General features: G+C 51.4%; 18 protein-coding genes. 4 read left to right on the top strand and 14 right to left on the bottom strand.

The features are described 5' to 3' along the window. Positions 1–828: 828 nt before the first annotated feature. The 6 genes from INP78_RS05655 to purM all read right to left on the bottom strand — a co-directional run bounded on the left by INP78_RS05655 (position 829) and on the right by purM (position 6,833). Positions 829–1,392 (bottom strand): GNAT family N-acetyltransferase, encoded by a 564-nt coding sequence (locus INP78_RS05655; protein ID WP_194741238.1) that lies wholly within the window; start codon positions 1,390–1,392, stop codon positions 829–831. Then, the gene (locus tag INP78_RS05650; RefSeq protein ID WP_194741237.1) at positions 1,389–2,624 is read right to left on the bottom strand and encodes a dicarboxylate/amino acid:cation symporter; all 1,236 of its coding nucleotides are present in this window, start codon (positions 2,622–2,624) and stop codon (positions 1,389–1,391) included. Before INP78_RS05650 ends, INP78_RS05655 begins: the two co-directional genes overlap by 4 nt. Before the next feature lie 90 nt (positions 2,625–2,714). After that, positions 2,715–3,992, bottom strand: a complete 1,278-nt coding sequence (locus tag INP78_RS05645; RefSeq protein WP_194741236.1) for an RsmB/NOP family class I SAM-dependent RNA methyltransferase — start codon at positions 3,990–3,992, stop codon at positions 2,715–2,717. A gap of 22 nt (positions 3,993–4,014) precedes the next feature. Beyond that, the gene (locus tag INP78_RS05640) at positions 4,015–5,100 is read right to left on the bottom strand and encodes a DUF3108 domain-containing protein (protein ID WP_194741235.1); all 1,086 of its coding nucleotides are present in this window, start codon (positions 5,098–5,100) and stop codon (positions 4,015–4,017) included. Between the two features lie 24 nt (positions 5,101–5,124). Continuing rightward, entirely contained in the window at positions 5,125–5,841 is a 717-nt protein-coding gene (locus tag INP78_RS05635; protein ID WP_194741234.1) for a DUF3108 domain-containing protein, read from the bottom strand. Continuing rightward, positions 5,841–6,833, bottom strand: a complete 993-nt coding sequence (gene purM / locus INP78_RS05630) for a phosphoribosylformylglycinamidine cyclo-ligase (RefSeq protein WP_255526783.1) — start codon at positions 6,831–6,833, stop codon at positions 5,841–5,843. Before purM ends, INP78_RS05635 begins: the two co-directional genes overlap by 1 nt. A gap of 229 nt (positions 6,834–7,062) precedes the next feature. Here purM and INP78_RS05625 point away from each other — a divergent pair, with 229 nt between their 5' ends. Together INP78_RS05625 and INP78_RS05620 are read left to right on the top strand one after the other, a co-directional pair. After that, a complete protein-coding gene (locus tag INP78_RS05625) occupies positions 7,063–8,193 on the top strand; it encodes an AI-2E family transporter (RefSeq protein WP_194741712.1) in 1,131 nt (376 codons plus the stop codon). A gap of 25 nt (positions 8,194–8,218) precedes the next feature. Further along, on the top strand, positions 8,219–8,815 hold the full coding sequence (locus INP78_RS05620) for a DnaA/Hda family protein (protein ID WP_194741232.1): 597 nt from the start codon (positions 8,219–8,221) through the stop codon (positions 8,813–8,815). 22 nt (positions 8,816–8,837) lie between these two features. On the opposite strand, the gene INP78_RS05615 is transcribed toward INP78_RS05620, so the two are convergent. Further along, on the bottom strand, positions 8,838–9,935 hold the full coding sequence (locus INP78_RS05615; RefSeq protein ID WP_194741231.1) for a diguanylate cyclase: 1,098 nt from the start codon (positions 9,933–9,935) through the stop codon (positions 8,838–8,840). 184 nt (positions 9,936–10,119) lie between these two features. Here INP78_RS05615 and INP78_RS05610 point away from each other — a divergent pair, with 184 nt between their 5' ends. Next, positions 10,120–11,766 (top strand): NAD(P)/FAD-dependent oxidoreductase, encoded by a 1,647-nt coding sequence (locus INP78_RS05610; RefSeq protein WP_194741230.1) that lies wholly within the window; start codon positions 10,120–10,122, stop codon positions 11,764–11,766. A gap of 16 nt (positions 11,767–11,782) precedes the next feature. Here the strand turns inward: INP78_RS05610 and INP78_RS05605 are convergent, their stop codons facing one another. From INP78_RS05605 to INP78_RS05585, 5 genes are all read right to left on the bottom strand, one after another. Further along, positions 11,783–12,406, bottom strand: a complete 624-nt coding sequence (locus INP78_RS05605) for a hypothetical protein (protein ID WP_194741229.1) — start codon at positions 12,404–12,406, stop codon at positions 11,783–11,785. A 189-nt stretch (positions 12,407–12,595) separates the two neighbouring features. Continuing rightward, complete coding sequence (gene ahpF, locus INP78_RS05600) at positions 12,596–14,161, bottom strand: alkyl hydroperoxide reductase subunit F (protein ID WP_194741228.1); 1,566 nt, start codon at positions 14,159–14,161, stop codon at positions 12,596–12,598. Positions 14,162–14,335: 174 nt separating this feature from the next. Then, entirely contained in the window at positions 14,336–14,899 is a 564-nt protein-coding gene (gene ahpC, locus INP78_RS05595; protein ID WP_194741227.1) for an alkyl hydroperoxide reductase subunit C, read from the bottom strand. A 150-nt stretch (positions 14,900–15,049) separates the two neighbouring features. Further along, positions 15,050–15,874 (bottom strand): thiosulfate oxidation carrier complex protein SoxZ, encoded by an 825-nt coding sequence (gene soxZ, locus INP78_RS05590; protein WP_194741226.1) that lies wholly within the window; start codon positions 15,872–15,874, stop codon positions 15,050–15,052. 11 nt (positions 15,875–15,885) lie between these two features. Beyond that, positions 15,886–17,454, bottom strand: a complete 1,569-nt coding sequence (locus INP78_RS05585) for a M48 family metalloprotease (RefSeq protein WP_194741225.1) — start codon at positions 17,452–17,454, stop codon at positions 15,886–15,888. A gap of 114 nt (positions 17,455–17,568) precedes the next feature. Between INP78_RS05585 and moaC the strand changes: the two genes are divergently transcribed. Next, positions 17,569–18,060 (top strand): cyclic pyranopterin monophosphate synthase MoaC, encoded by a 492-nt coding sequence (gene moaC, locus INP78_RS05580; RefSeq protein ID WP_228522694.1) that lies wholly within the window; start codon positions 17,569–17,571, stop codon positions 18,058–18,060. A 781-nt stretch (positions 18,061–18,841) separates the two neighbouring features. Here the strand turns inward: moaC and INP78_RS05575 are convergent. Together INP78_RS05575 and INP78_RS05570 are read right to left on the bottom strand one after the other, a co-directional pair. Then, a complete protein-coding gene (locus tag INP78_RS05575) occupies positions 18,842–19,852 on the bottom strand; it encodes an FAD-binding oxidoreductase (RefSeq protein ID WP_194741224.1) in 1,011 nt (336 codons plus the stop codon). A 12-nt stretch (positions 19,853–19,864) separates the two neighbouring features. Then, on the bottom strand, positions 19,865–21,841 hold the full coding sequence (locus tag INP78_RS05570; protein WP_194741223.1) for a cation:proton antiporter: 1,977 nt from the start codon (positions 21,839–21,841) through the stop codon (positions 19,865–19,867). Between the last annotated feature and the right edge of the window lie 197 nt (positions 21,842–22,038).

The raw sequence follows: 22,038 nt of genomic DNA, 5'->3' as shown, positions 1-22,038 counted from the left end.
TGCTTGTTCATAAGGTTATCGAATTTACGTGGGTTTGGGAGAATGGTCAAGGGCGTTATTTGCGTTCGTCTAATCAAACACTCTTTTTCGCCTTATTGGCGAGTTACTTTTTTTGCTTGCCCCAAAAAAGTAACCAAAAAGAGGGCACCCAGCCATCACGGCCTGCGGCTCCCTTGCGTTGCTCAACAAAATAAGCGGTCACGAAACTCGCCCTGACAAGCCACACACTTCGTGGCTTGTTGCGGAGCTCAGACAGTCGCTCCCTCTACTCTTATTTTGTTTCCGCTACTCAGCGTGATGGGATGGGATTATTCTCATTTAAGTAGCGACACCACAGTTTGGACGGTTAAAAACTAGATTCTTTTTTTCTTCTTTGTTTAATTTAGGAGCGGTGGCAGTCGCATGGTGTTCGGGGTCCCCATCTGACGCGCCGAGTAGCGCAGGCAAAATAAGGAAAAAGGGAGCGACTGTCCGAATCCCGCAGTAGCTCACGTTCTGTGTGAGCTACAAGGTTGAGTTTCGTGACCGCTTATTTTGACGAGCAACGCAGGGAACAAGCGGAAGCTGGGGTGCACTTTCTTTTGGTTACTTATTCTTTGTGCAAGCAAAGAAAAGTAACTCGCTGTAAAAGCGAAAAAAACTAACAAACATCCACAACCGCGTGGGCATAATTGCCCACCCTACAACGAATAACCTAAAGAACAACTTTTTACGGCTATCTCACCTTGCCTGGATTCCGGCCTACGCCGGAATGACGCAGAGTGAATGAATATGGGCGAGAAGCAAAAAGAATGACCTTCACAACTTAAATCAACAACACGACTTGAATCACAAGTCCTTTTGTAAGGTCATCAACTGCATATTTTCCACCTTCGCCTGCCACATCTCCGGCAGGTGCGGAAAGGGCTTTAACTCTCCCGTAGCCTGATAGCCCAAGCGTTGGTAAAAAGCAATCAGTGTTTCCCGTACACTGACCACAGCCATTTGACTGGCACGCACTCCCCAGCGCTCAACCGCTAACTGCTCCGCCGCCAGAATCATCTTTTTCCCATAACCCTGGTTTTGTGCCGTGGGCTCTACCGCAATCATGCCTAGATGCGCGACCTGTTCTTCCGCATGCCATTCAGCACAGAGCGTGACCATCAGCATTTCCGCGACCCAGCCAGTGAGGATCAACACATCCTGACGATTTAACAATGCCAAGACATTCTCTATGGTCGTGCGTTTGCCATCGAGCAAGTCTGCCTCTGTGGTCGTGCGTTTGCCATCGAGCAAGTCTGCCTCTGTGGTCCAGCCTGCCCGACTACTGTCGCCGCGATAAGCACGATTGACCAGCGCCGCAATCGCATCGGCATCTTGCACCTGGGCAGGTCTGATGATTAATTCAGTCATGACGTTTGTTTTGCTAATTTTTCTATGCGGTGCTGTACTACCAGGCTGCCTATCATGTCACCTTCGACATTGACTGCGGTACGCACGGTATCCAGCAAACGGTCTATCGGCAGCAAAATGGCAATCGCCTCAGCGGGCAAACCGACGCTTTGCAAGACCATGACCATGGTCACCATGCCCGCACTGGGGATGCCGGGCGCGCCCATGGCGGCAATCATGGTGGTAAAGCACACCACCAGTTGCTGGCCGAGTGACAACTCTATGCCTGCCAGCTGTGCCACAAACAGGGCGGCGGCAGCTTCGTATAATGCGGTGCCATCCATATTCACGGTGGCCCCTAATGGCACCACAAAACCGGCAATCTCGGGTTTGACTTGCATATTCTGCGTGGTGCAGCGCATGGTCACCGGCATGGTGGCGTTACTCGAACTGGTGGCGAACGCAGTTAACAATGCCTCTTTGGCTTGCCGCAGAAACCACCACGGGCGCTTGCCGGTGAGCAGAAACAGCAACAGGGGCAACACGACCATGCCGTGCAACAAGGTCGTGCCTGTGACTACCAGCATAAATTTGGCCAAGTTCGCAAACAAACTCACGTCTTGCGTGGCGACCAGTTTAAACAGCAAGGCCGCAATGCCGAACGGTGCCAGGCGCATGATCCAGTTAATCATTTGCATCGCCACCGCCATGCCTTCCTCAAACACGGCAAGCAAATGCGGATAACGCTCGGCAGACACCACTAACGCAATGCCCAGCACCAGCGCAAACGCCACAATCGCCAGAATATTGCCTTCTGCCAGTGCCTTGAACGGATTCATAAAAATGCCATGCAAGAATTGTGTGAAAAACTCAGGCAAGGTGAGCTGCTTGGTTTCAAACTGCTGCATGGCATCGGCAAACATATCCAGATGCAGGCCTGCGCCGGGTTGGAACAAATGACTGGCGCCGAGGCCGATGACGACAGCGATCAAGGTCGTCGTGGCAAAAAACAGCAAGGTGGTTTTCCACACCACATGCATCTGGCGATGCTGACGCAAATTGGCAATGCCGGTGACAATCGCGCAGAACACCAGTGGAATCATCACCATTTTGAGCAGGTCGATAAATAGGGTGCCGACCAGGTTGGCAGCATATAAGGCATGATCGACGTTGTTGCCATGCGCACCAATCCCCAGCGCCACCGCAAGCGTCGCGGCGAGGAAGATTTGCCCATTGAGTCCGAGTTTCTTCATGTCTGTAAAACAACCTTATAATGACGTGCCCACTAGCGGCTCGCAGCCCTGAATAAAAAGAGGCGGCTTACGCCACCTCAACTTTTACACTTAAGCGGTCTTTTCAAACACCGCCGCAAAAAAGCCATCGGTGCCATGCAAGTGCGGCAACAGTTTCAGATAATCACCCGTATCCAGCACAATATTTTGTTGCGCCAGCACCTCATTGGCGGGCACCAATTTAAATTCCGGATGCGCTTGCAAGAACGCTTCGGCAATCGCTTCATTTTCGTCACGCAACAGACTACAGGTTGCATAAACGACACGGCCACCGGCCTTACACAATTTGGCGGCACGGGCGAGGATATTGGTTTGCTTGACGTTCAACTCAGCCACATCTTCTTCGGCCTGGCGCCATTTTAAATCCGGGTTGCGGCGCAAAGTGCCCAAACCGCTGCAGGGTGCATCGACCAGCACGCGGTCGAACTTGCCGTTCAGGCGCTTGAGTTTCAAGTCGTTTTCGTTATTAATCAACTGTGCTTGCAGGTTAGATAAACCACTGCGCTTTAAGCGTTGGCCAAGGTTATTCAGGCGCTTTTCAGACACATCAAACGCATATAAACGACCGGTGTTTTTCATGAGTGCGCCCAGAGCCAGGGTTTTACCACCGGCACCCGCACATAAATCGGCCACCATCTGACCGCGTTTAGGGGCGACCAAATAACTCAGCAATTGGCTGCCTTCGTCCTGCACTTCAATTTTGCCTTCGGTGAACAGGATATGTTTGCCGATATTCAAACGCGCGCCCATACGGATACCCACCGGGGAATAAGGCGTGGGCGTAATGACGTTATCTTTAACCGTGTTTTCGGCCAGCATACGTGACAGCACTTCTTCACGGCTGGATTTAATCGTATTCACGCGCAAGTCGAGGCTGGCTTGTTCAAACATGCTACGGCAGATGGTCATGGCCTCGGCTTCGCCGTATTGCTCTACCAGTTTGAGCCAGAACCAGTCGCGCACATCTGCCAGCACGGCAGGTGCAAAGCCTTCGCTGTTTTTGGCTTTGATGGTCACCGCCCATTCTTTCTGGCGTTCGTCCAGCATCTCATCCAGGTCACGGATGCTTTTGCCTTCAATTTTGAGCATCCAGGCGATAATCAGTTTACGTGTATCTTCCTGTTCGTCGGCCTCGCTCACCGAGACTTCGCGCAAGTAACGATAACGACGCAACACCCCATAAGCGGTTTCAGCCACCCAGGCGCGGTCTTTGGTGCCTAACTCACGGTGTTGACGAAAAAATTCGCTGAGCCTGGCATCGGCCGGGCTTTCGAATTTCAGCATGTCGTTTAATAACATCGCCGTCTGGCGCATCAGGGATTGGTTCATCAGAATCTTTCAAATACCTACATTATTCGGTGATTAACTTTGTGGCGACTTGTTCGATCACCATGCCGTTTTTCTCCAGTTTTTTGATTTTGACCGGCACATAGCGGTAATCGCTGGCCAGCCAAAGTTCTACTTTTTCGTCAGTGTCACCACGTGTATGCACAATATGCACAGTTTGAATGGTTCGATCATCAATCACCAGGCTATCTTCACCTTCAAAACTATATTCATACTCACCAACGCGGCGGCCATTAGTGAGCGTCACATGCATTTCCTGCAGCGGTGGCACAAACATAAACTGGTACATAAAGCTGAGGATATCTTGCGTATTCACGCGTAAATCCCGCTGCTGCTCGCCTTTAGCTGTTTTTAGGGTAATCACATTGGTTTCCCAGTCAAACTTGGCTTCGTATGTTTTGCTGGCACGGCTACCAAACGCATAACGGTAAACATGCGGCTTCAAACCGCCTGGCCCGACTTCGCCTGTACTTTGCTGCTCCAGCGAGGGATAGAGCAATTTTAACAGACCACGCCCCTCAACCAGCCAACGCAGCGTGTAATGGCCGGGGCTATCCTGTGCATAGTCAATACTGGCACTGCCCGCGGGCCGCTCTTCGCCATTCACATACACCACAAACGCAGTACTCACACGCTGGTAAGGCGTCGGCCTGGCATCATCTGCCACAGCCGCCGGTTGATCCATTTCATGCCAGGCAGCAATTTCTGCCAATTTCGCTTGCGATTCTTCCTCAGTGATCGCAGCAGCCTGTTCAGCCGCCGTGGGTGACTCAGATGCAGGCGCGGTCACGTCGGCAGCAGACTCCGCTGGAGGCTCAGGCTTGACGGCGGGTGCCCTTGGCGACGGTGATACTGGTTTCATCGCTGCGGGCCGTGGTTTGCTGATGGGCGCGGCAGGCGCTGTTTGAGTGGGAGGCGGTGACAGTCGCGCTTGCAGCACGGTCTGCTGTGGCGCATCTTCCACAAACCAGTTGCGCCAATTCACTTCACTCAACACAACCATATGCAGCAACAGTGACACACAGAGTGCCAGCGCCAATGTCCATGAAACATGTTGTTGAATCCAGTGTCGCAGACCTGATGCTTGCATCACGCGCTTTCTATCGCTGGAGAACTACTGACCGGTGATACTGGTGATCACCTGCTCCATGCGTTTGCCATCATCCTGCACCACCAGTTTGACCGGCAAATAGCCTTTATCCTTAGCCAGATACAAGGTTTTTTCGCCGTCCGTATCGGTGAGTTTAATCACGTTAAACGTACCTGCAGCTGTTTCCAACGGCGTGTTTTCCTCGGTCACCACAAAACTATGCGGGGCAAGTTTCTTACCATTAGCCACCGAAAAATTAATCTGTTTGGCCTTGGGCGGCTGCCACATCCAGCAATACATGACGCTTAATAAATCCTGCGTGCCCTTGGGTAAAGTGTCGGTCGCCTGCTCATCTTTAATTTGCATATTGAGCACTTTTTTCGACCAGTCAAACTCACTGATCAGTGCTTTATCAGGATGTTTGGATTGCCGCGACTCAAATCGAGTGGGCCGCAACGTATTCACCACTACCTGGCCCTGGCTAGAAAGTGTGCGCTCACCCATGAGCTTATAAATGCCTTTACCCTCAGCCAGAGAAGCAATCTGGTAACGGTTGCCCGTCACACGTAACTGGTCTTTAATGGTGCCTATGGTGATGCCTTGTTGCAGCAAATCATATTTCAGCGTGAGCTGCTTGGGCGCGGCCGATAAGAATGGCGACACCAACAGCAGCATGGTGGCCAGCAGACTGGCCACATAGTGCTTATGATTGCTGAAACGCAGCGTTAAACCAATCAACATTAAACAACCACGGTTGGTGCTTCACCTGCCTGTTGCGCACGAATCTGGCCAATGCGGTACACCGTCTCACCTGCGCCTGCCAGCACTGCGTGTGCCTGTTCTGCATGCTCAGCCGCAACAATCACCGCCATGCCGATACCGCAGTTAAATGTGCGGTACATTTCAATCGGCTCAATGTTGCCTTGCGCCTGCAACCACTTGAACAACGGTGGCAAGGTCCAGCTGGACTTCTGTACTTCCGCTGTCAGGCCTTCTGGCAACACGCGTGGAATGTTTTCAGTGATACCGCCACCGGTAATATGGGCCATACCCTTCACTGGCAAGGTGTCCAGCAATTTGAGGATAGATTTCACATACAATTTGGTTGGTGCCATCACCACATCTTTAAAGCGGCGGCCGTGGAAATCAGACTCCATATCGATACCTGACTTTTCAATCAGCTTGCGGATCAGTGAATAACCGTTGGAGTGCGCACCACTGGAAGCCAGGCCCAACACCACATCACCCGCCTTGATGGTAGATCCATCAATGATATTCGCTTTATCTACGCAACCCACGGCAAAACCGGCCAGGTCATACTCACCGGCTGGATACATGCCCGGCATTTCAGCCGTTTCACCACCCACCAGCGCACAACCAGACTCTTCACAGCCTTGGGCAATACCTTTAATCACGGCCGCAGCGGTACCGACTTCGAGTTTGCCGCAAGCAAAATAATCGAGGAAAAACAGCGGCTCAGCACCTTGCACCAGAATATCGTTGACACTCATGGCCACCAGGTCGATACCCACGGTATCATGTTTGTCGAGCTGAAAAGCCAGTTTGAGTTTAGTACCCACGCCATCGGTGCCTGAAACCAGTACGGGTTCCTTGAATTTTTTAGGCATGGCAAACAGCGAGCCAAAACCGCCAATACCACCCATCACTTCAGGGCGCATGGTGCGTTTGGCAAATGGCTTGATTTGCTCGACCAAGGCGTCACCAGCCTCCATATCGACACCGGCATCGCGGTAAGTGAGTGATGTTTTATCAGAAGAAGTCGTCAAGGTGCTCTCGTTTCTTTCAATGCGATTAATCAGTCAACACTGGCAAGTCGCGCAGATGTTTGCAACAAAGCGCGATACAGCGTTGAAATTCAGTATAATTTTAAAATAATCATTATTTTAACGCATCTTGCCGCTTCGACCTATGCCGGATTGTGCGGATGTGTCACACATGCCCATGTCAGACCAGGATCATCAGAAATCTGTCGCCACCCAGTTTGTCAGCGATCACCGCTGGTGGATTGTGACGGCGGTTTTTATCTACCTGTTTTACCTGCTGGAGCCTATCCTGACGCCATTTCTGGCAGCAGCCGTGATCGCCTACATGCTGGACCCGCTGGTAGACCGCCTCAGTGAAACTGGCATTAATGGCTGGCAGATTGGCCGCACACTGGCGACCTTGCTGGTGATGCTGGGCGTGATTCTGGCGGTGACCGGCTTGCTGCTGATCATTATCCCCTTGCTACAACAACAATCACTGCTGATTGCGCAACGGCTACCTTTGCTACTCGATCACTTTCACCAGCAGGTCGAACCCTGGCTGCTGCAACGGTTTGGTATTCACCTCGATGTAAATCACGCCGATGTGCAAAAGCTGATCACCGAACACTGGCAAACCGCTGGCAGCATGATAGGGTCATTCTTGCTCAGCGCGGGCCAAAAAAGCCTGAGCCTGATTGGCATTTTTGCCAATATTTGCTTACTACCCGTGGTGCTGTTTTACTTTTTGCGCGACTGGGATGATATGGTGGCTGAGATCGGCGAGCTGATTCCGCGTGACTGGATAGGCCGCGTACGTAGCATGTCGGTTGAAATTGACCGTGTGGTCGCCGAATTTTTGCGCGGCCAGTTGTCCGTCATGTTGTCATTGTGTGTGTTTTACAGCGTCAGCTTGTGGCTGGCAGGCCTCGATATGGCACTCTCTATCGGCATGATTGCCGGTTTACTGAGCTTTGTGCCCTATTTGGGATTTGCGTTGGCCTTTGTGCTGGCCGTCGTGCTGGCACTGCTACAATTTGCCTCGCTGCCAGAAGTGGTGCCGGTGTTGCTGGTATTTGGCGTCGGGCAGTTGGTCGAAAGTTTTATCCTCACCCCGATACTAGTGGGTGACCGCATTGGCCTGCATCCGGTGATTGTGATTTTGGCCTTGATGGCCGGTGGCCAGCTATTTGGCTTTGCCGGTGTGCTGCTGGCATTACCCGTCAGTGCGGCGATTGCGGTTGGCCTGCGCCATACCAAACAAAGTTATTTGCGGAGTGAGGCTTACCTGAGCAGCCAACCGCAAATCATTCAAACCCTGGACGAATGATTTCCAGATACCAGAAATAACTGCTGTGAAACAACTGTTACTCAATATTCAACCACCGGCTGCGCCGAGTTTTGATAATTTTATTGTCGGCCAAAACCAGGAGGCGCTCGCCAGTGTGCACGCCGTGCTGGCAGGTGAGGCGCCCACCCGTTTTATTTACCTGTGGGGCGAATCAGGCAGTGGTAAAAGCCACTTGCTACTGGCCGCGCAAGAGATGGGCGCGCACATTGCAGATGACGTACACACGCTAGATGAAGAGTCACAAATTGTGCTGTTTGACACCTACAACCAGATCAAGGCAGAAGGCGGCATGTTAGTCACAGCGGGCAGCCACGCGCCGACACAAATGGGCCTGCGTGATGACCTGGCCACGCGCCTGGCCTGGGGTTTGGTCTACCAGCTACATCCGCTGAGTGATGATGAAAAAGCCGATGCGCTACGCGCACATGCTCGTGATCGCAGTATGAAATTACCAGACGAAGTGATCGCTTACTGTTTGCGTTACTTGCGCCGCGACTTGCCCACCTTGATGGCCGTGGTAGAAGCACTAGATGAATGGTCGCTCACCACCAAAAAAGCGGTCACGGTGCAGTCACTGAAAAAAATGCTGCAGGATACCTGACCAGCATGCGCGATGACCGCGTTTACTCCGACCCAAAACTATAGCGGTTTTTACCGTTCTTCTTCGAGTCGTACATGGCCTTATCCGCCACATGCAGCAGTTGTTTCACATGCTTGCCATGGTGCGGATATTCGGCAATGCCGATACTGACGCCGATCTCCAGCGGAATTCCGCGCACCATCACCGGCTGGGCAAATAATTTAATCAGCCGCTCGGCCAGCTGTGTTAATTCGTGGCGATATAAATAACTGCCAACCACCAGCACAAACTCGTCCCCGCCCTGGCGCGCCAGAAAGTCCGATTGCCTGAGCACTTTTTTAAACATATCGGCCACTTCTATGAGCAGGGCATCGCCCACGCCATGGCCATATTTATCATTCACCAGCTTAAAGCCATCCAGATCCATAAACAGAATCGCAAACTGCTTAGAGGTATGTCTGGCCAATTGATAAGTATTGGCCAGATGCACATCGACGCTGCGACGGTTAGGCAAGCCAGTTAATAAATCGTGATCAGCCTGATGACTGGCCTGTTTGGCGACGGCCTGATTTTCCAGCACCTGTTCCAGCAACTCTGTGGTACTGCGATAAGAAAACAGCAACACGCCAATAATCAGCACCCCCAGCAAAATGGCGCCAATCACAGAGGCAAACATACGCTTGCGGATTTCCTGCTCAAAGCCTTCTCTGAGCCGTTGTAACTTGCTGTCAATCTCGTCGAGCTGATCATCAATCAGCTTCATCAATTCACGGCTTTTATCTTTAGTGAGTGACAAATGCGATGCAAATTCACCCGCATGGAGTTGCACCTGAATACTCTGATCCATCACATCAAATTTCTGGTGCACCAATTGTTTGATAGTTTCCAGGCCGGACCGCACCTCCGGGAAATCCAATGACTGCTTCTCCAGCTTGGCCATCACCTGCTTGGTCTCTGTACGCCCTTGTTCCAGCGTATCAAGAAACAGGGTATGGCCGGTGAGCAAATAGCCGCGCTGCCCACTTTCGGCATTGGTAATGGCCTTGCCCAAGGCCACAATGTCGTAGCGTTGCCTGTCTACAATATCTTTTTGTTCTGAATAATAGACAAGCTGATACATGGCAATAAACAGCCATATCATTGAAACGCACAAAAGTGCAGCAGCAATGATTAACGGGATAAGTATTCGTCGCTTGTAGTTAAACATACGAAGTTTATATCGTCATTTTTTTGCGTAGATTAAATCTAAGCCGAATAAAATCTATGATACGACTAGTCTGATTATAATAAAATACACTTTTGATAGATAACCACTATCCACCATCATGCTCAGAATTACTGAAATCAAACTACCGATTGCGCTAGCAGACACGCTCAAGCACCAGGACGACCAAATCAGGGCCGCCATTCTTAAACGCCTCGAAATACCGGAAAGCGAACTGATCAGCTTTGAGATTTTTAAACGCGGCGTCGATGCCCGAAAATCACATGCCATCTTGTATGTGTACAACCTGGATGTCACGGTCAAAAACGAAGCCAAATTACTGGCCCGCTTTAAAAAAGACCCACACGTCAAACCTGCGCCTGACACCAATTACCACTTTGTTGCAACACAGCCGAACACACTACAAACCGGCTCAGCAGCACGCCCAGTGGTGGTCGGCTTTGGTCCGGCAGGCATATTTGCAGCACTGATTCTGGCCCAGGCCGGGTTCAAGCCGATTGTGCTCGAACGCGGTAAAGAGGTGCGCAAACGCACCAAGGACACTTGGGGCTTATGGCGCAAACGTGAACTCAATCCTGAATCAAATGTGCAATTTGGTGAAGGCGGTGCGGGCACGTTTTCTGACGGCAAACTGTATAGCCAGATTAAAGACACCAAGCATTACAGTCGCAAAGTGTTGCAGGAGTTTGTCAAAGCCGGGGCGCCGGAAGAAATTTTATACGTCAGCCATCCGCATATTGGGACTTTCAGATTGGTTGGTATGGTGGAAGACATGCGCAACACTATCATCAGCCTCGGCGGTGAAATCCGCTTTGAAAGCCGCGTGACGGATATTGCAATTGAACACCAGCAAGTGCAGGGCGTGACGCTGCATACCGGCGAATTTATTGCTACCCAGCATCTGGTGCTGGCCGTTGGCCACAGCGCGCGCGACACCTTTGAAATGGTGCATGCCAAAGGTATTTATGTCGAAGCCAAGCCGTTCTCGATTGGCTTCCGTATCGAGCATCCGCAGAGTCTGATTGACCGCGCACGCTATGGCAAAAGCTATAGCGACGATATTCTGCAAAAGTTAGGCGCCGCCGATTACAAATTGGTGCACCACGCCAGCAATGGCCGCAGTGTTTACAGCTTTTGTATGTGCCCGGGCGGCACGGTCGTCGCAGCGGCGTCTGAACCAAACCGCGTCGTCACCAACGGCATGAGCCAATATAGCCGCAACGAACGCAACGCCAATGCCGGCATCGTCGTCGGCATCACGCCAGAAGTCGACTACCCAGGCCATCCATTGGCTGGCGTCGAATTCCAGCGCCAGCTTGAGAGTCAGGCCTATGTCGTGGGTGGTAGCAATTACTCGGCGCCGGGGCAATTGATTGGCGACTTTCTGGCCAATCGCCCATCCACCCAATTTGGCGAAGTCACACCGTCTTACACGCCCGGCGTGCATTTAACCAATCTCGATAGCGTTTTACCCGAGTTTGCCATCAGCGCCATCCGTGAAGCGATTCCAGCCTTTGCCAAACAAGTGCCAGGTTTTGACCTGGCCGACGGCGTCCTCACCGGTGTGGAAACCCGCACCTCCAGCCCCATTCGCATCAAACGCGACGACGACACCCTGCAAAGCATCAACACCAAAGGCTTGTTCCCCTGTGGTGAAGGCGCCGGTTATGCAGGGGGTATTTTATCGGCCGCGGTGGATGGCATTAAAGTGGCAGAGGCGGTTAGCTTGAGTCTTACCTCCATTTAGCAAAGACGTACAATCCTTAAAGAGCCGTTTGGACTCTTAAGAATCGTATAAGCCTAATCAATCCCAATCCAACAATCATCATTACGTACACTTGTTGCTCAGGTACAGGCAATGGAGGGGGAGTAAAATTTATGAATTCAGGGCCAACAATATGCCCTATTTCTATAAATCCTGCATTCTCGCTGGGCCCTGTGGTGGCTCCTCCATTATAGATAAAGTAATTATTGGCAGTAGATGTATTAACGCCTCTAGGTGTAGTGATTGAAAAAACTAAATTTCCAACATTGCTAACTGACTCAGAAAAATAATTGTGCTCCCAAGTCCAGAAGGTGCCATATATATTTAGCGAGCCTGAATTGCTTAATCCCCCCGCAGTCATCTTAAATATCCAGTCACCTAGAACAGGTTCTGTATGTGAAACAGGAAGAGGGTGACTCCAATCAATACCAAGATTTTGCAATATACCAATATTGACAGTATGGTCTAGGAGCGTGGTAGTGTCTAATGTATAGGTATAAGTGTATAAGTTGGTACTGTTATCAAAAGTGACTTCTCCAGTCAACAGATTCGCCGCATACGCATTAGGTAGCATCAATAAAGAAAGTATCGTTAGTAAAGTTAACTCTATTGTTCTTTTCATAATCAACTCCATAGGTATGGTTATAAATACGGGATTATCAAATAGCATAGACGTGCTTTATGAATATATGCTTATTTATGCAAGTTCACTACCAATACTTGGAAAAATTAAACGACGGATACCTGCAAAACTCACTTTAAATAAAAAAACGGCCACCTGTTGGTGGCCGCTTGTTTAATGGCAACAAAACTACTGACGAATCAGATAATCAAATGCACCCAGCGCTGCATTTGAACCTTCACCCATGGCAATGACGATTTGCTTGTAAGGAATCGTTGTCACATCCCCTGCCGCAAACACACCAGGCAATGAGGTCGCATTATGGTTGTTAATTTCAATTTCACCATATTTGCTCAAGTCCAGCGTGCCTTTCAACCAGTCACTGTTGGGTACCAGGCCAATCTGGATAAACACACCTTCCAGCGCCACATGCTTGCTCTGACCACTCACGCGGTCAGTGTAGGTCAGGCCATTGACACGGGTACCGTCGCCGGTAATTTCCGTGGTTTGCGCACTGGTCAAAATAGTCACATTTTGCAGTGAGCGCAGTTTGCGCTGCAGCACGGCATCGGCTTTAAGCTCGGTGTCGAATTGCAGCAACGTGACATGACCGACCACACCCGCCAGGTCAATCGCCGCTTCTACGCCAGAGTTACCGCCACCAATCACCGCTACATGTTTGCCTTTAAATAGCGGGCCGTCGCAGTGCGGGCAATAAGCCACGCCTTTGTTTTTGTATTCCACTTCACCCGGCACGTTGAGGTTTTTCCAACGCGCGCCGGTGGCCAGAATCACAGATTTGCTGCGCAAGGTGGCGCCATTTTCCAGTTTCACCTCAATCAACCCAGCATGCTTGTTGTCGGTTTTCGCAGGCTCAGTCAGGCCGACAGCACGCTGTAGCGGCATGATATCGACGTCATAGGTTTTGACATGCTCTTCAAGCGCCGCCACCAGTTTTGGCCCTTCGGTTTCTTTGACAGAAATGAAGTTTTCAATCGCCAAGGTATCGTTGACCTGACCACCAAAACGATCAGCGACAATGCCAGTACGGATGCCTTTACGCGCTGCATAAATCGCTGCGGATGCACCAGCCGGGCCACCGCCCACCACTAACACATCAAATGGCTCTCTGGCACTGATTTTCTCAGCTTCTTTAGCCACCGCGCCCGTATCCACTTTGGCCAAAATTTCTTCCACCAGCATACGGCCAGAAGCAAACATCTCACCATTCAGGAAAGTCGCAGGCACGGCCATGATGTTGCGTGCGTTGACTTCGTCCTGATACAAGCCACCATCAATCACTGTCACATTGATGCGCGGGTTAAACACGGTCATCAGTGTGGTCGCCTGCACCACGTCCGGGCAGTTATGGCAAGACAAGCTCATATACACTTCGAAGTTCAAATCGCTATCCAGCGCCTTGATCTGGTCGAGCACATCCTGCTCCACTTTTGGTGGGTGGCCGCCAGTCCATAGCAACGCCAGCACCAGTGAAGTGAATTCATGGCCTAATGGAATCGCCGCGAAACGCACGCCGTGGGTTTCGCCTTCTTTGGCGATCACGAATGAAGGTTTGCGCGCATCGTTGCCGGTTTCATCCAGGCTGACTTTGTCGGACAAGGCTGTGATTTCTTGCAACAACTCACGCATTTTGGCCGCATTGTCGCTGTTATCCAGGGAGGCAATCAGACGGATAGGCTGACGCAGCATGCCCAGGTAGGTTTGCAGTTGTGTCTTTAAGGTATCGTCTAACATTTTTTATTCTCCAAATTCACGTGCTTTCTGTACCTTGCGGCGACAGTCAGCCGTGGCCATGACGCATGGCAATTAAAAATGGTTGGGGGAAGCTCGCTCAGGTAAAACCACCAATGGATGAGTGACTTTACCTGAGCGCCCTGCTTGCGCAGGGCATTGCTCAAAACACTAAACTTAGATCTTACCGACCAAGTCCAATGATGGTGTCAATGTGGCAGCACCGTCGTTCCATTTGGCTGGGCAAACCTGGCCTGGGTGAGCAGCGGTATATTGTGCTGCTTTCAACTTGCGCAAGGTTTCTTTTACATCACGTGCAATTTCGTTGCTATGCACTTCAGCAGTTTTGATCACGCCTTCAGCGTTGATCACGAATGTACCGCGCAATGCCAGACCTTCTTCATCAATATGCACGTCAAATGCACGTGTCAATTGGTGTGTCGGGTCGCCAACCAGTGGGAATTTTGCCTTGCCTACTGCTGGTGAAGTCTCGTGCCAAACCTTGTGGGAGAAGTGGGTATCGGTGGTCACGATGTACACTTCAGCACCAGCCTTCTGGAACTCTGCGTAGTTGTCAGCCGCATCTTCAACTTCTGTTGGGCAGTTGAAAGTGAACGCTGCTGGCATAAAAATCAACACAGACCATTTGCCTTTCAAAGACTCTTCAGTCACTTCGATAAATTTACCGTTGTGGAATGCTTGCGCCTTGAATGGTTGTACTTGTGTGTTAATCAATGACATGTAGTTCTCCTTTATGATTTATAAAACACGGGTTAATTAAAAATTTGCTGCTAATCAACAGCGAATGGATGCATTTTAAGCATACATATTTAATATGTAAAATTGATTATTTTAATTTTATCAATAAATTTAATTTATCAAATAAAACGCTTAGGCAGATACAGTCACCTGACCATGGCCTTCATACCCTAGGTTATCCTGCCAGTTTACCGCAATCACATCGCCCACCTTGGCCTCTTTAATATAAAAGGTAAAGTAAGGGTTACGTGAGATGCCGGTGCCGGTTTGCGCATCGACAATCACTTGCCCATTGAGCACCACCTGCATCAGTTGCATAAAATGCGCAGGCAGTACCTGGCCGTCATCATTTTTGCTGCGGCCAGTGCGCATGGGATGCAAAATAATGATTTTAAGCTCGGTGATATTTGTGCCAAGCGACGCATCATCCAGTAACCGCGCGCGCATCTTCATGCTGCTCGCAAACGGCTCTTCACGCTCACTGCCAGCACAGCCATCCTCCAGCACAATCACTTGGCGACGCTGTTGCTGAAACTGCCCGCTCGCCTGCTGCGCCAGGGCAATCACCTCACCCGACTGCGCCAGTTTGATACGTGTCACCAACTTTGGCAGCACTTGTTTACCCAGCTCAAAACTGGCAATCAACGGCGTCGGATTCGCATCTGCCAACAAGCGCAAACTACTCACATTGCCCGCGGCCTGCTTGCTCGTGAGCTCAACTTGCACCACGGCGCCATTTTCTGCTTTTTGCGGCGCGTCAATCTGCAAGTCTGGTGACACCGGCACCGCCGTGGCTTGAAACGCCGTCATCACCTGTGCGGTTTGCTTAGCCTCAAAGGCCTGGGCAAACCAGGCCGCCGCTTCCACCTTGCGCGCCAGCAAGCAAAACGGTAGCGCGACGAAGGCCAAACCCGCTTTCAACCACGCCCGTCTTTGCAACTGCGTTGAGTTTTGCATACGCCCCCCAATCATCCGTTTTTATCGTCGCCCTGCTCAAGCTTAAGCTGCTGCCTGAGCGTTTTCAGTCGCGCCTCGACTTTCGATTGCAGATAAAAATCGCCATCCTTGGCTTTGCTGGCGATTTCAAACTGGTCAATCGCGCGCGGCAAATCATATTTGCGCACATAGCTTTCGCCCAAGGCCTGATGCCGCAACATCTGCTTGCCTTGCCCCTGATACGCCGCCGCCAGCCAATCATATAATTTGGGGTCATCAGCAAAAGTTTCCAGTTGCTTCTGGATAAAAGTCACCGCTTGCGGCCATTGATTACTCCGTATCAAAGACTCAGCCTCGCCTTGTGCCAAGATTCTATGCTTGGGGTACTGCTGCAAGCCCTGCACAAACTGTGCTTGTGCCTGCGCGACTTGCCCCAGCTTGGCCAGGGTCACGGCTTTTAATGTCACCAGATAAGGATTAGCCATTCCATGCTGCACCAGCCAATCCACCTCTACCTGTGCGTTTTTGGCCTGGTTCGCCCGCAACCATGCATACGCCAGGCCATAGTGTTCGGCCATCTCATTCTGGTAGCGGCCCTCATTAATATTATTCTGGAACTCCTCCACCATTTGTTGCGGCGCGCCTTGAAAAGCGCGGATTTTCGCCCGCATCAGAAAAAAGGTCAGGCTTTCATTCACCTGCTTGTAAGGCAGGTTTTGCACGCGGTTACCAATATCGGCAATACGCTCACTGGTGAGCGGGTGGGTACGCAAATAGCTGGGCATGCTGCCACCATCGGCAAAACGTGTCGCCCGCTGCATGGTGGTAAAAAAAGCGGGCATGGCGCGCACATCAAATCCGGCATCCTGCAAAATGGTCAGGCCCACGCGGTCCGCCTCGCGCTCATGCTCACGCGTGTAATCCAGCTGTTTTTGTATCCCGGCGGCCGAGGCAGCCGTCATGGCGCCCATGCCCACCTGCGGGTTAGAACGCGCGATCAATAAGGCCAACGCCGTCGCCGCGATATTCTTAAACATATCGTACTTTTGTGACGCCAGCATGCGTGCCAGGTGATGCTGGGTAACATGGCCGATCTCATGCCCTAGCACACTGGCGAGCTCGGACTCACTATTGGCGGCCATAAACAAACCGGTATGCACACCGATCACACCGCCCGGCATGGCAAACGCGTTAATGGTTTTATCCTGCACCACAAAAAAATAAAACTTCTGTTGCCGGTCGGGGCTGCTTTCCCCCAGGCGGGTCCCCAGTGCCTGCAAATAATCCGTCACTTCGGCGTCATCCAGCACATCCTCGCTGGTGGCAACCTGTTTGAGAATCTGGTGCGCAATTTTTTCTTCATCGCGCAGTGACAACACCGTTTGTGATGCATCGCCCAACTCAGGTAATTGATTAGACGAATCCGATGGCAAACTCAGGTCAAGATCATCCGGCTCATAAGGCTTGCCAGAAAACACGCCGGTAGAATAATTGGCCAACAAGGTCGCCCCCGGCACCAGCAACAAGCCGCACAGCAGCAAGCCGCGCACCCAGCGACGACGACTCTGTTGATAAGCATGTTGAATGTGTTTTAAAACCATGATTCCAGCGTTTGAAATGACAGGCCCGCATCACAAGCCTGTGCCAACTACCCAAACTTGTTATGATAGCGACTTCATCGCTTGAGTTCATCCTTTTTCATCCTAGCCAAACCCATGACCAAACCAATCTCAGGACTCACCCATTTCAACGCCCAAGGCCACGCGCATATGGTCGACATCGGCGACAAAGCCCATACCAAGCGCATCGCCATTGCCGAAGGCCACATCGTGATGCAAGCGGCCACGCTGCAAACCATCCTGCAAGGCAATGCCAAAAAAGGGGACGTGCTCGGCATCGCCCGCATCGCTGCCATTCAGGCCAGCAAAAAAACCAGCGATTTGATTCCACTCTGCCACCCGCTCAGCCTAAGCCGGGTCGATGTCAGTTTTATGGCAGATGAAACACAACACAGCATCAGCTGCCGTGTGCAATGCGAAACTACAGGTCAGACCGGTGTAGAAATGGAAGCACTTACAGCCGTGCAAGTTGGCTTGCTGACGATTTATGATATGTGCAAGGCGATTGATAGAGGCATGACGATACAAGGTGTGCGAGTACTGGAGAAGCATGGGGGGAAGAGTGGGGATTGGGTAGCGAACGATTAGCTCTAACACTTCAAGCCCTGCACGTTTGAGTTCAAAATTCCTGAGAGAAATAAACACTCTTTTTCGCCTCTCGGCGAGTCACTTTCTGATGCTTGCCCCTCAGAAAGTAACCAAAGAAGAGGGCACCCAGCCATCACGGCCTTCGGCTCCCTTGCGTTGCTCAACAAAATAAGCGGTCACGAAACTCGCCCTAACAAGCCACACAGAACGTGGCTTGTCGCGGAGCTCAGACAGTCGCTCCCTCTACTCTTATTTTGTCTCCGCTACTCAGCGTGATGGGATGGGATTATTCTCGCCAAACTCACATCGCCTAAATTTGGACAGTTCAAAAAAGTAATTCTTTATCTTAATAACCATCGATGGTCGCAGTCGCATGGTATTCGGGGTCCCCATCTGCCGCGCCGAGCAACGCAGGCTTGGCGGGAGTCCTCGGCCATCGGCTGTTCGAATCCCGCAGCAGCTCACGCTTTGTGTGAGCTGCCAGGTTGAGTTTCGATGGGCGCCCGGCAAGCCGAGTAGCGCAGGAAAAAAGCGGAAGCTGGGGTGCACTTTCTTTTGGTTACTTATTCTTTGTGCAAGCAAAGAAAAGTAACTCGCCAAAAAGGCGAAAAGCAACCACACAAACACCCACAACCACGTGGCCATTCATGCCCACCCTACAACAACCAATCTAAAGAACAACCTTTTACAGCTATCTCACCTTGCCTGGATTCCGGCCTACGCCGGAATGACGCAGAGTGAATGAATATGGCTGAGCAACAAAAAGAATGACCTTCCCTGCTTAATCCAACAACGCCGCAATCCGCCGCGCGCATTCCGGTGCCATGGTCACGCCATAGCGAAAATGCCCGGTGTTCAGGTATAAATTCTCAATCTGCGGATGCCGCCCTATGGTCGGGATATTATGTGGTGTGCCTGGACGCAAACCACTCCAGTGTTTGATAATCGGCTGCCCGCGCAAAGCGGGTAATATCGCCTCGGCTTTTTGCAGCATTTCCTGCCGCATACTATCGGTCACGCCGGTATCAAAGCCTACATCTTCCAGGCTGCTCCCGGCCAACAGATGACCATCACGCCGTTGCAGCATGTAAAAACCATCCCGATACAGAATATGCGGCAACAGGCCGGGCTCCATTTGGTAGAGCAGCATTTGTCCGCGCATGGGCTTGATGTCCAGGCTTGCGCTGGTTTGTTTGAGCAACTCAAAGCTCCAGGCGCCAGAAGTCACGACAAATGCGTCAGCAGATAACGTTTCGCCAGTGGTAGTTTGCCAGTTGGTGATGCGTGCGTTGCCTTCTTGCAGGGGCACCAGTTGCGTTTGTTCACGCAAGGTCACACCATGCTTGATCAGCCAAGCTTTGAGGGATTGTAATAAGCGCGGATTACGGATTTGCACGACTTCGGGAATCAACAGGTTGTCGCCTTGTAGCACATACGCCAGGCCAAACCGCGTACACCAGTCTATGGCTTGTTGTTGGTCAAATGGCGGTTGAATCAACATGCCACTCTGGCTGCATTCGGGGTCTATGCCGGTGTCGGCAAACAGCTCAGCGCTCACTGCCGGATAGGCGCGCGCACCGGCAAGCGCCAATTCATTGACCACATCCTGATAAAACCACGGCAACAAGGGGAACGCGATGCCAGCCCCGGCCCATGAGGATTCGCCAGAGGTTTGTGCGGCCACGATATTGCGCTCGACCAGCGTGACCGCATGGCCTTGCTTGCACAATTGCATGGCGGTCAGGCATCCGACGATGCCCCCGCCAACGACCACGACTGAACGCTTAGCCAATGGCGTTATGCCTTATGGTTTGCGGCCGGAAATCAGATAGACTTCCATCGCAATCAGGGCGGCGTTACTACCCAGCAAGACCAGGATATCGCCTTCATTCAACACGATATCATCCCTGGGAGAGATAGGCTCTGGCATATTGGGTCGGCGCAATTGCTTAACCTCGACGGCAAAGTCACCAAACGGGATATGATCCAGCCGCAAGCCATGCGCATAGAAATTTTTATAGACTTCTACCGAATGCAATTGTGGCAATGAGGCAGTCGAGGTATCTGCATCACTCACGCCGCGGAAATAGCCTTTGAACATTTTGTAGCGCTCTTCGCGGAACAAACGGATACGTTTAACCACGCGATTTAGCGGAATACCCAAGGTCACCAGCGCATGTGAGGCCAGCATCAGGCTGCCTTCCAGGATTTCCGGCACCACTTCGGCCGCACCGGCATCTCGCAATGCATCCATTTCACTGTCATCGTGCGTACGCACAATCACTGGCAGATTAGGGTTGCGCTCTTGAATCACATGCAACACTTTCATGGTGCCGCGTGTTTCAGCGTAACTGATGATCACCGCCTTGGCCCTGGCCAAGCCAGCCGCTTCCAACACAGAGCGCCGCCCGGCATCGCCATAAATCACATTTTCACCGGCTGAGGCCGCTTCTTGCACGCGGCTAGCGTCCATATCGAGTGCGACATAAGGGATATTTTCTTCGCGCAGGAAGCGTCCCAGATACTGGCCGCTACGGCCATAGCCGCAAATAATCACATGGTCGCGCAAGTCTTGGCTATGCTCTTGTATGGTATCCACCACTTTAATGCTGTTGCGACTGTAACTCTTAACCAACGCACGTGCGATGCGGCCATTTTTTTGGATAATAAATGGCGCCACCAACATAGACAGCACGGCCACAGACAATACCAGTTGCAAGGAATCGCCATCAATCAGGTTGGTCTGCAACCCCAGCGCCAGCACCACAAAGCTGAACTCACCCGCCTGACCGAGAATAATCCCGGTACGCACGCCTACGCCCATCTCAAAGCCGTAGAACTTGGTTAACAGTGCGATAAGGCCGATCTTGAACACCAGGAACAAAATCAGCAGCAAAATAATGAGGCCGATATGCTCAACCAGCACAGAGACGTTCAGCAACATGCCGACACTGATAAAAAACAGCCCCAGCAAAATATCGCGGAAAGGCGCAATATCAGATTCCACCTGGTAACGGTATTTGGTTTCTGAAATCAGCATGCCTGCGACAAATGCCCCCAGGGCGTATGACAAGCCGACAAAGTTGGTAGCCGCTGCCATCAACAAAGTCACCATCAACACATTGAGCACAAACAGCTCACGCGAGCGCTGTTTGGCCACCAGCTCGAACCAGAAGTTGAGGATGTTTTTGCCGAACTTGAACAGCAAAAACAGCAGGATGGAAGACTTGAACAAGGTCAGCCCCAGCACATCCAGCCAGTTATCGCTGTGCGAACCCAGTGTCTGGATCAGCACCAGAATTGGGATCACGGCCAGATCTTGGAACAGCAGCACGCCAATACTCAAACGGCCGTGCCTGGAGTTTAAATCGACACGTTCCATCAGGATTTTGGACACGATGGCGGTCGAAGACATGGTAATAGCTGCACCAATAATGAACGCAGAGGTCAGACTAAGGCCAGCCAGTTTGCCGAGGACCAGGCTGGCCAGCAAGGTCAGCACCACCTGCCCACCGCCCAAGCCAAACAGGGTTTTGCGCATGGCATACAGTTTAGGCAGGCTGAACTCGAGGCCGATACTAAACATCAGGAACACAATACCGAACTCAGCCACCTGGCGGCCAGTTTCTTCGTCTTCCAGCAAACCCAGCGCGTGCGGGCCGAGCACAATGCCGATCATGAAGTAAGCCAGCATCGCGGGCAAACCCAGGATGCGGAACAAGCCGACGGCGAAGACCGAGCTGGTGAGCAGTAATAATAAATGGATCAGGGAATCAAACATGCAAAAATTCTAAAGCATTAATGTCAGGCCGTGCGGACGTTATATCAGCCAGCGAACATATATTATGACGCATCGTCAGTGATGACGCTTGAAACAATCCTGTTTCAGGATGATGCATCCTGCCACAAAACACTATTTTATGCAAAAAATGTGCCCGCTAATAAAAAAACCGTAAAAAAGCGGTGTTTCGCTTTCTT

Source organism: Methylophilus sp. 14 (genome assembly GCF_015354345.1).
In the GTDB taxonomy this organism is placed as follows: domain Bacteria; phylum Pseudomonadota; class Gammaproteobacteria; order Burkholderiales; family Methylophilaceae; genus Methylophilus.
This window is presented reverse-complemented; position numbering and strand designations above follow the sequence as displayed.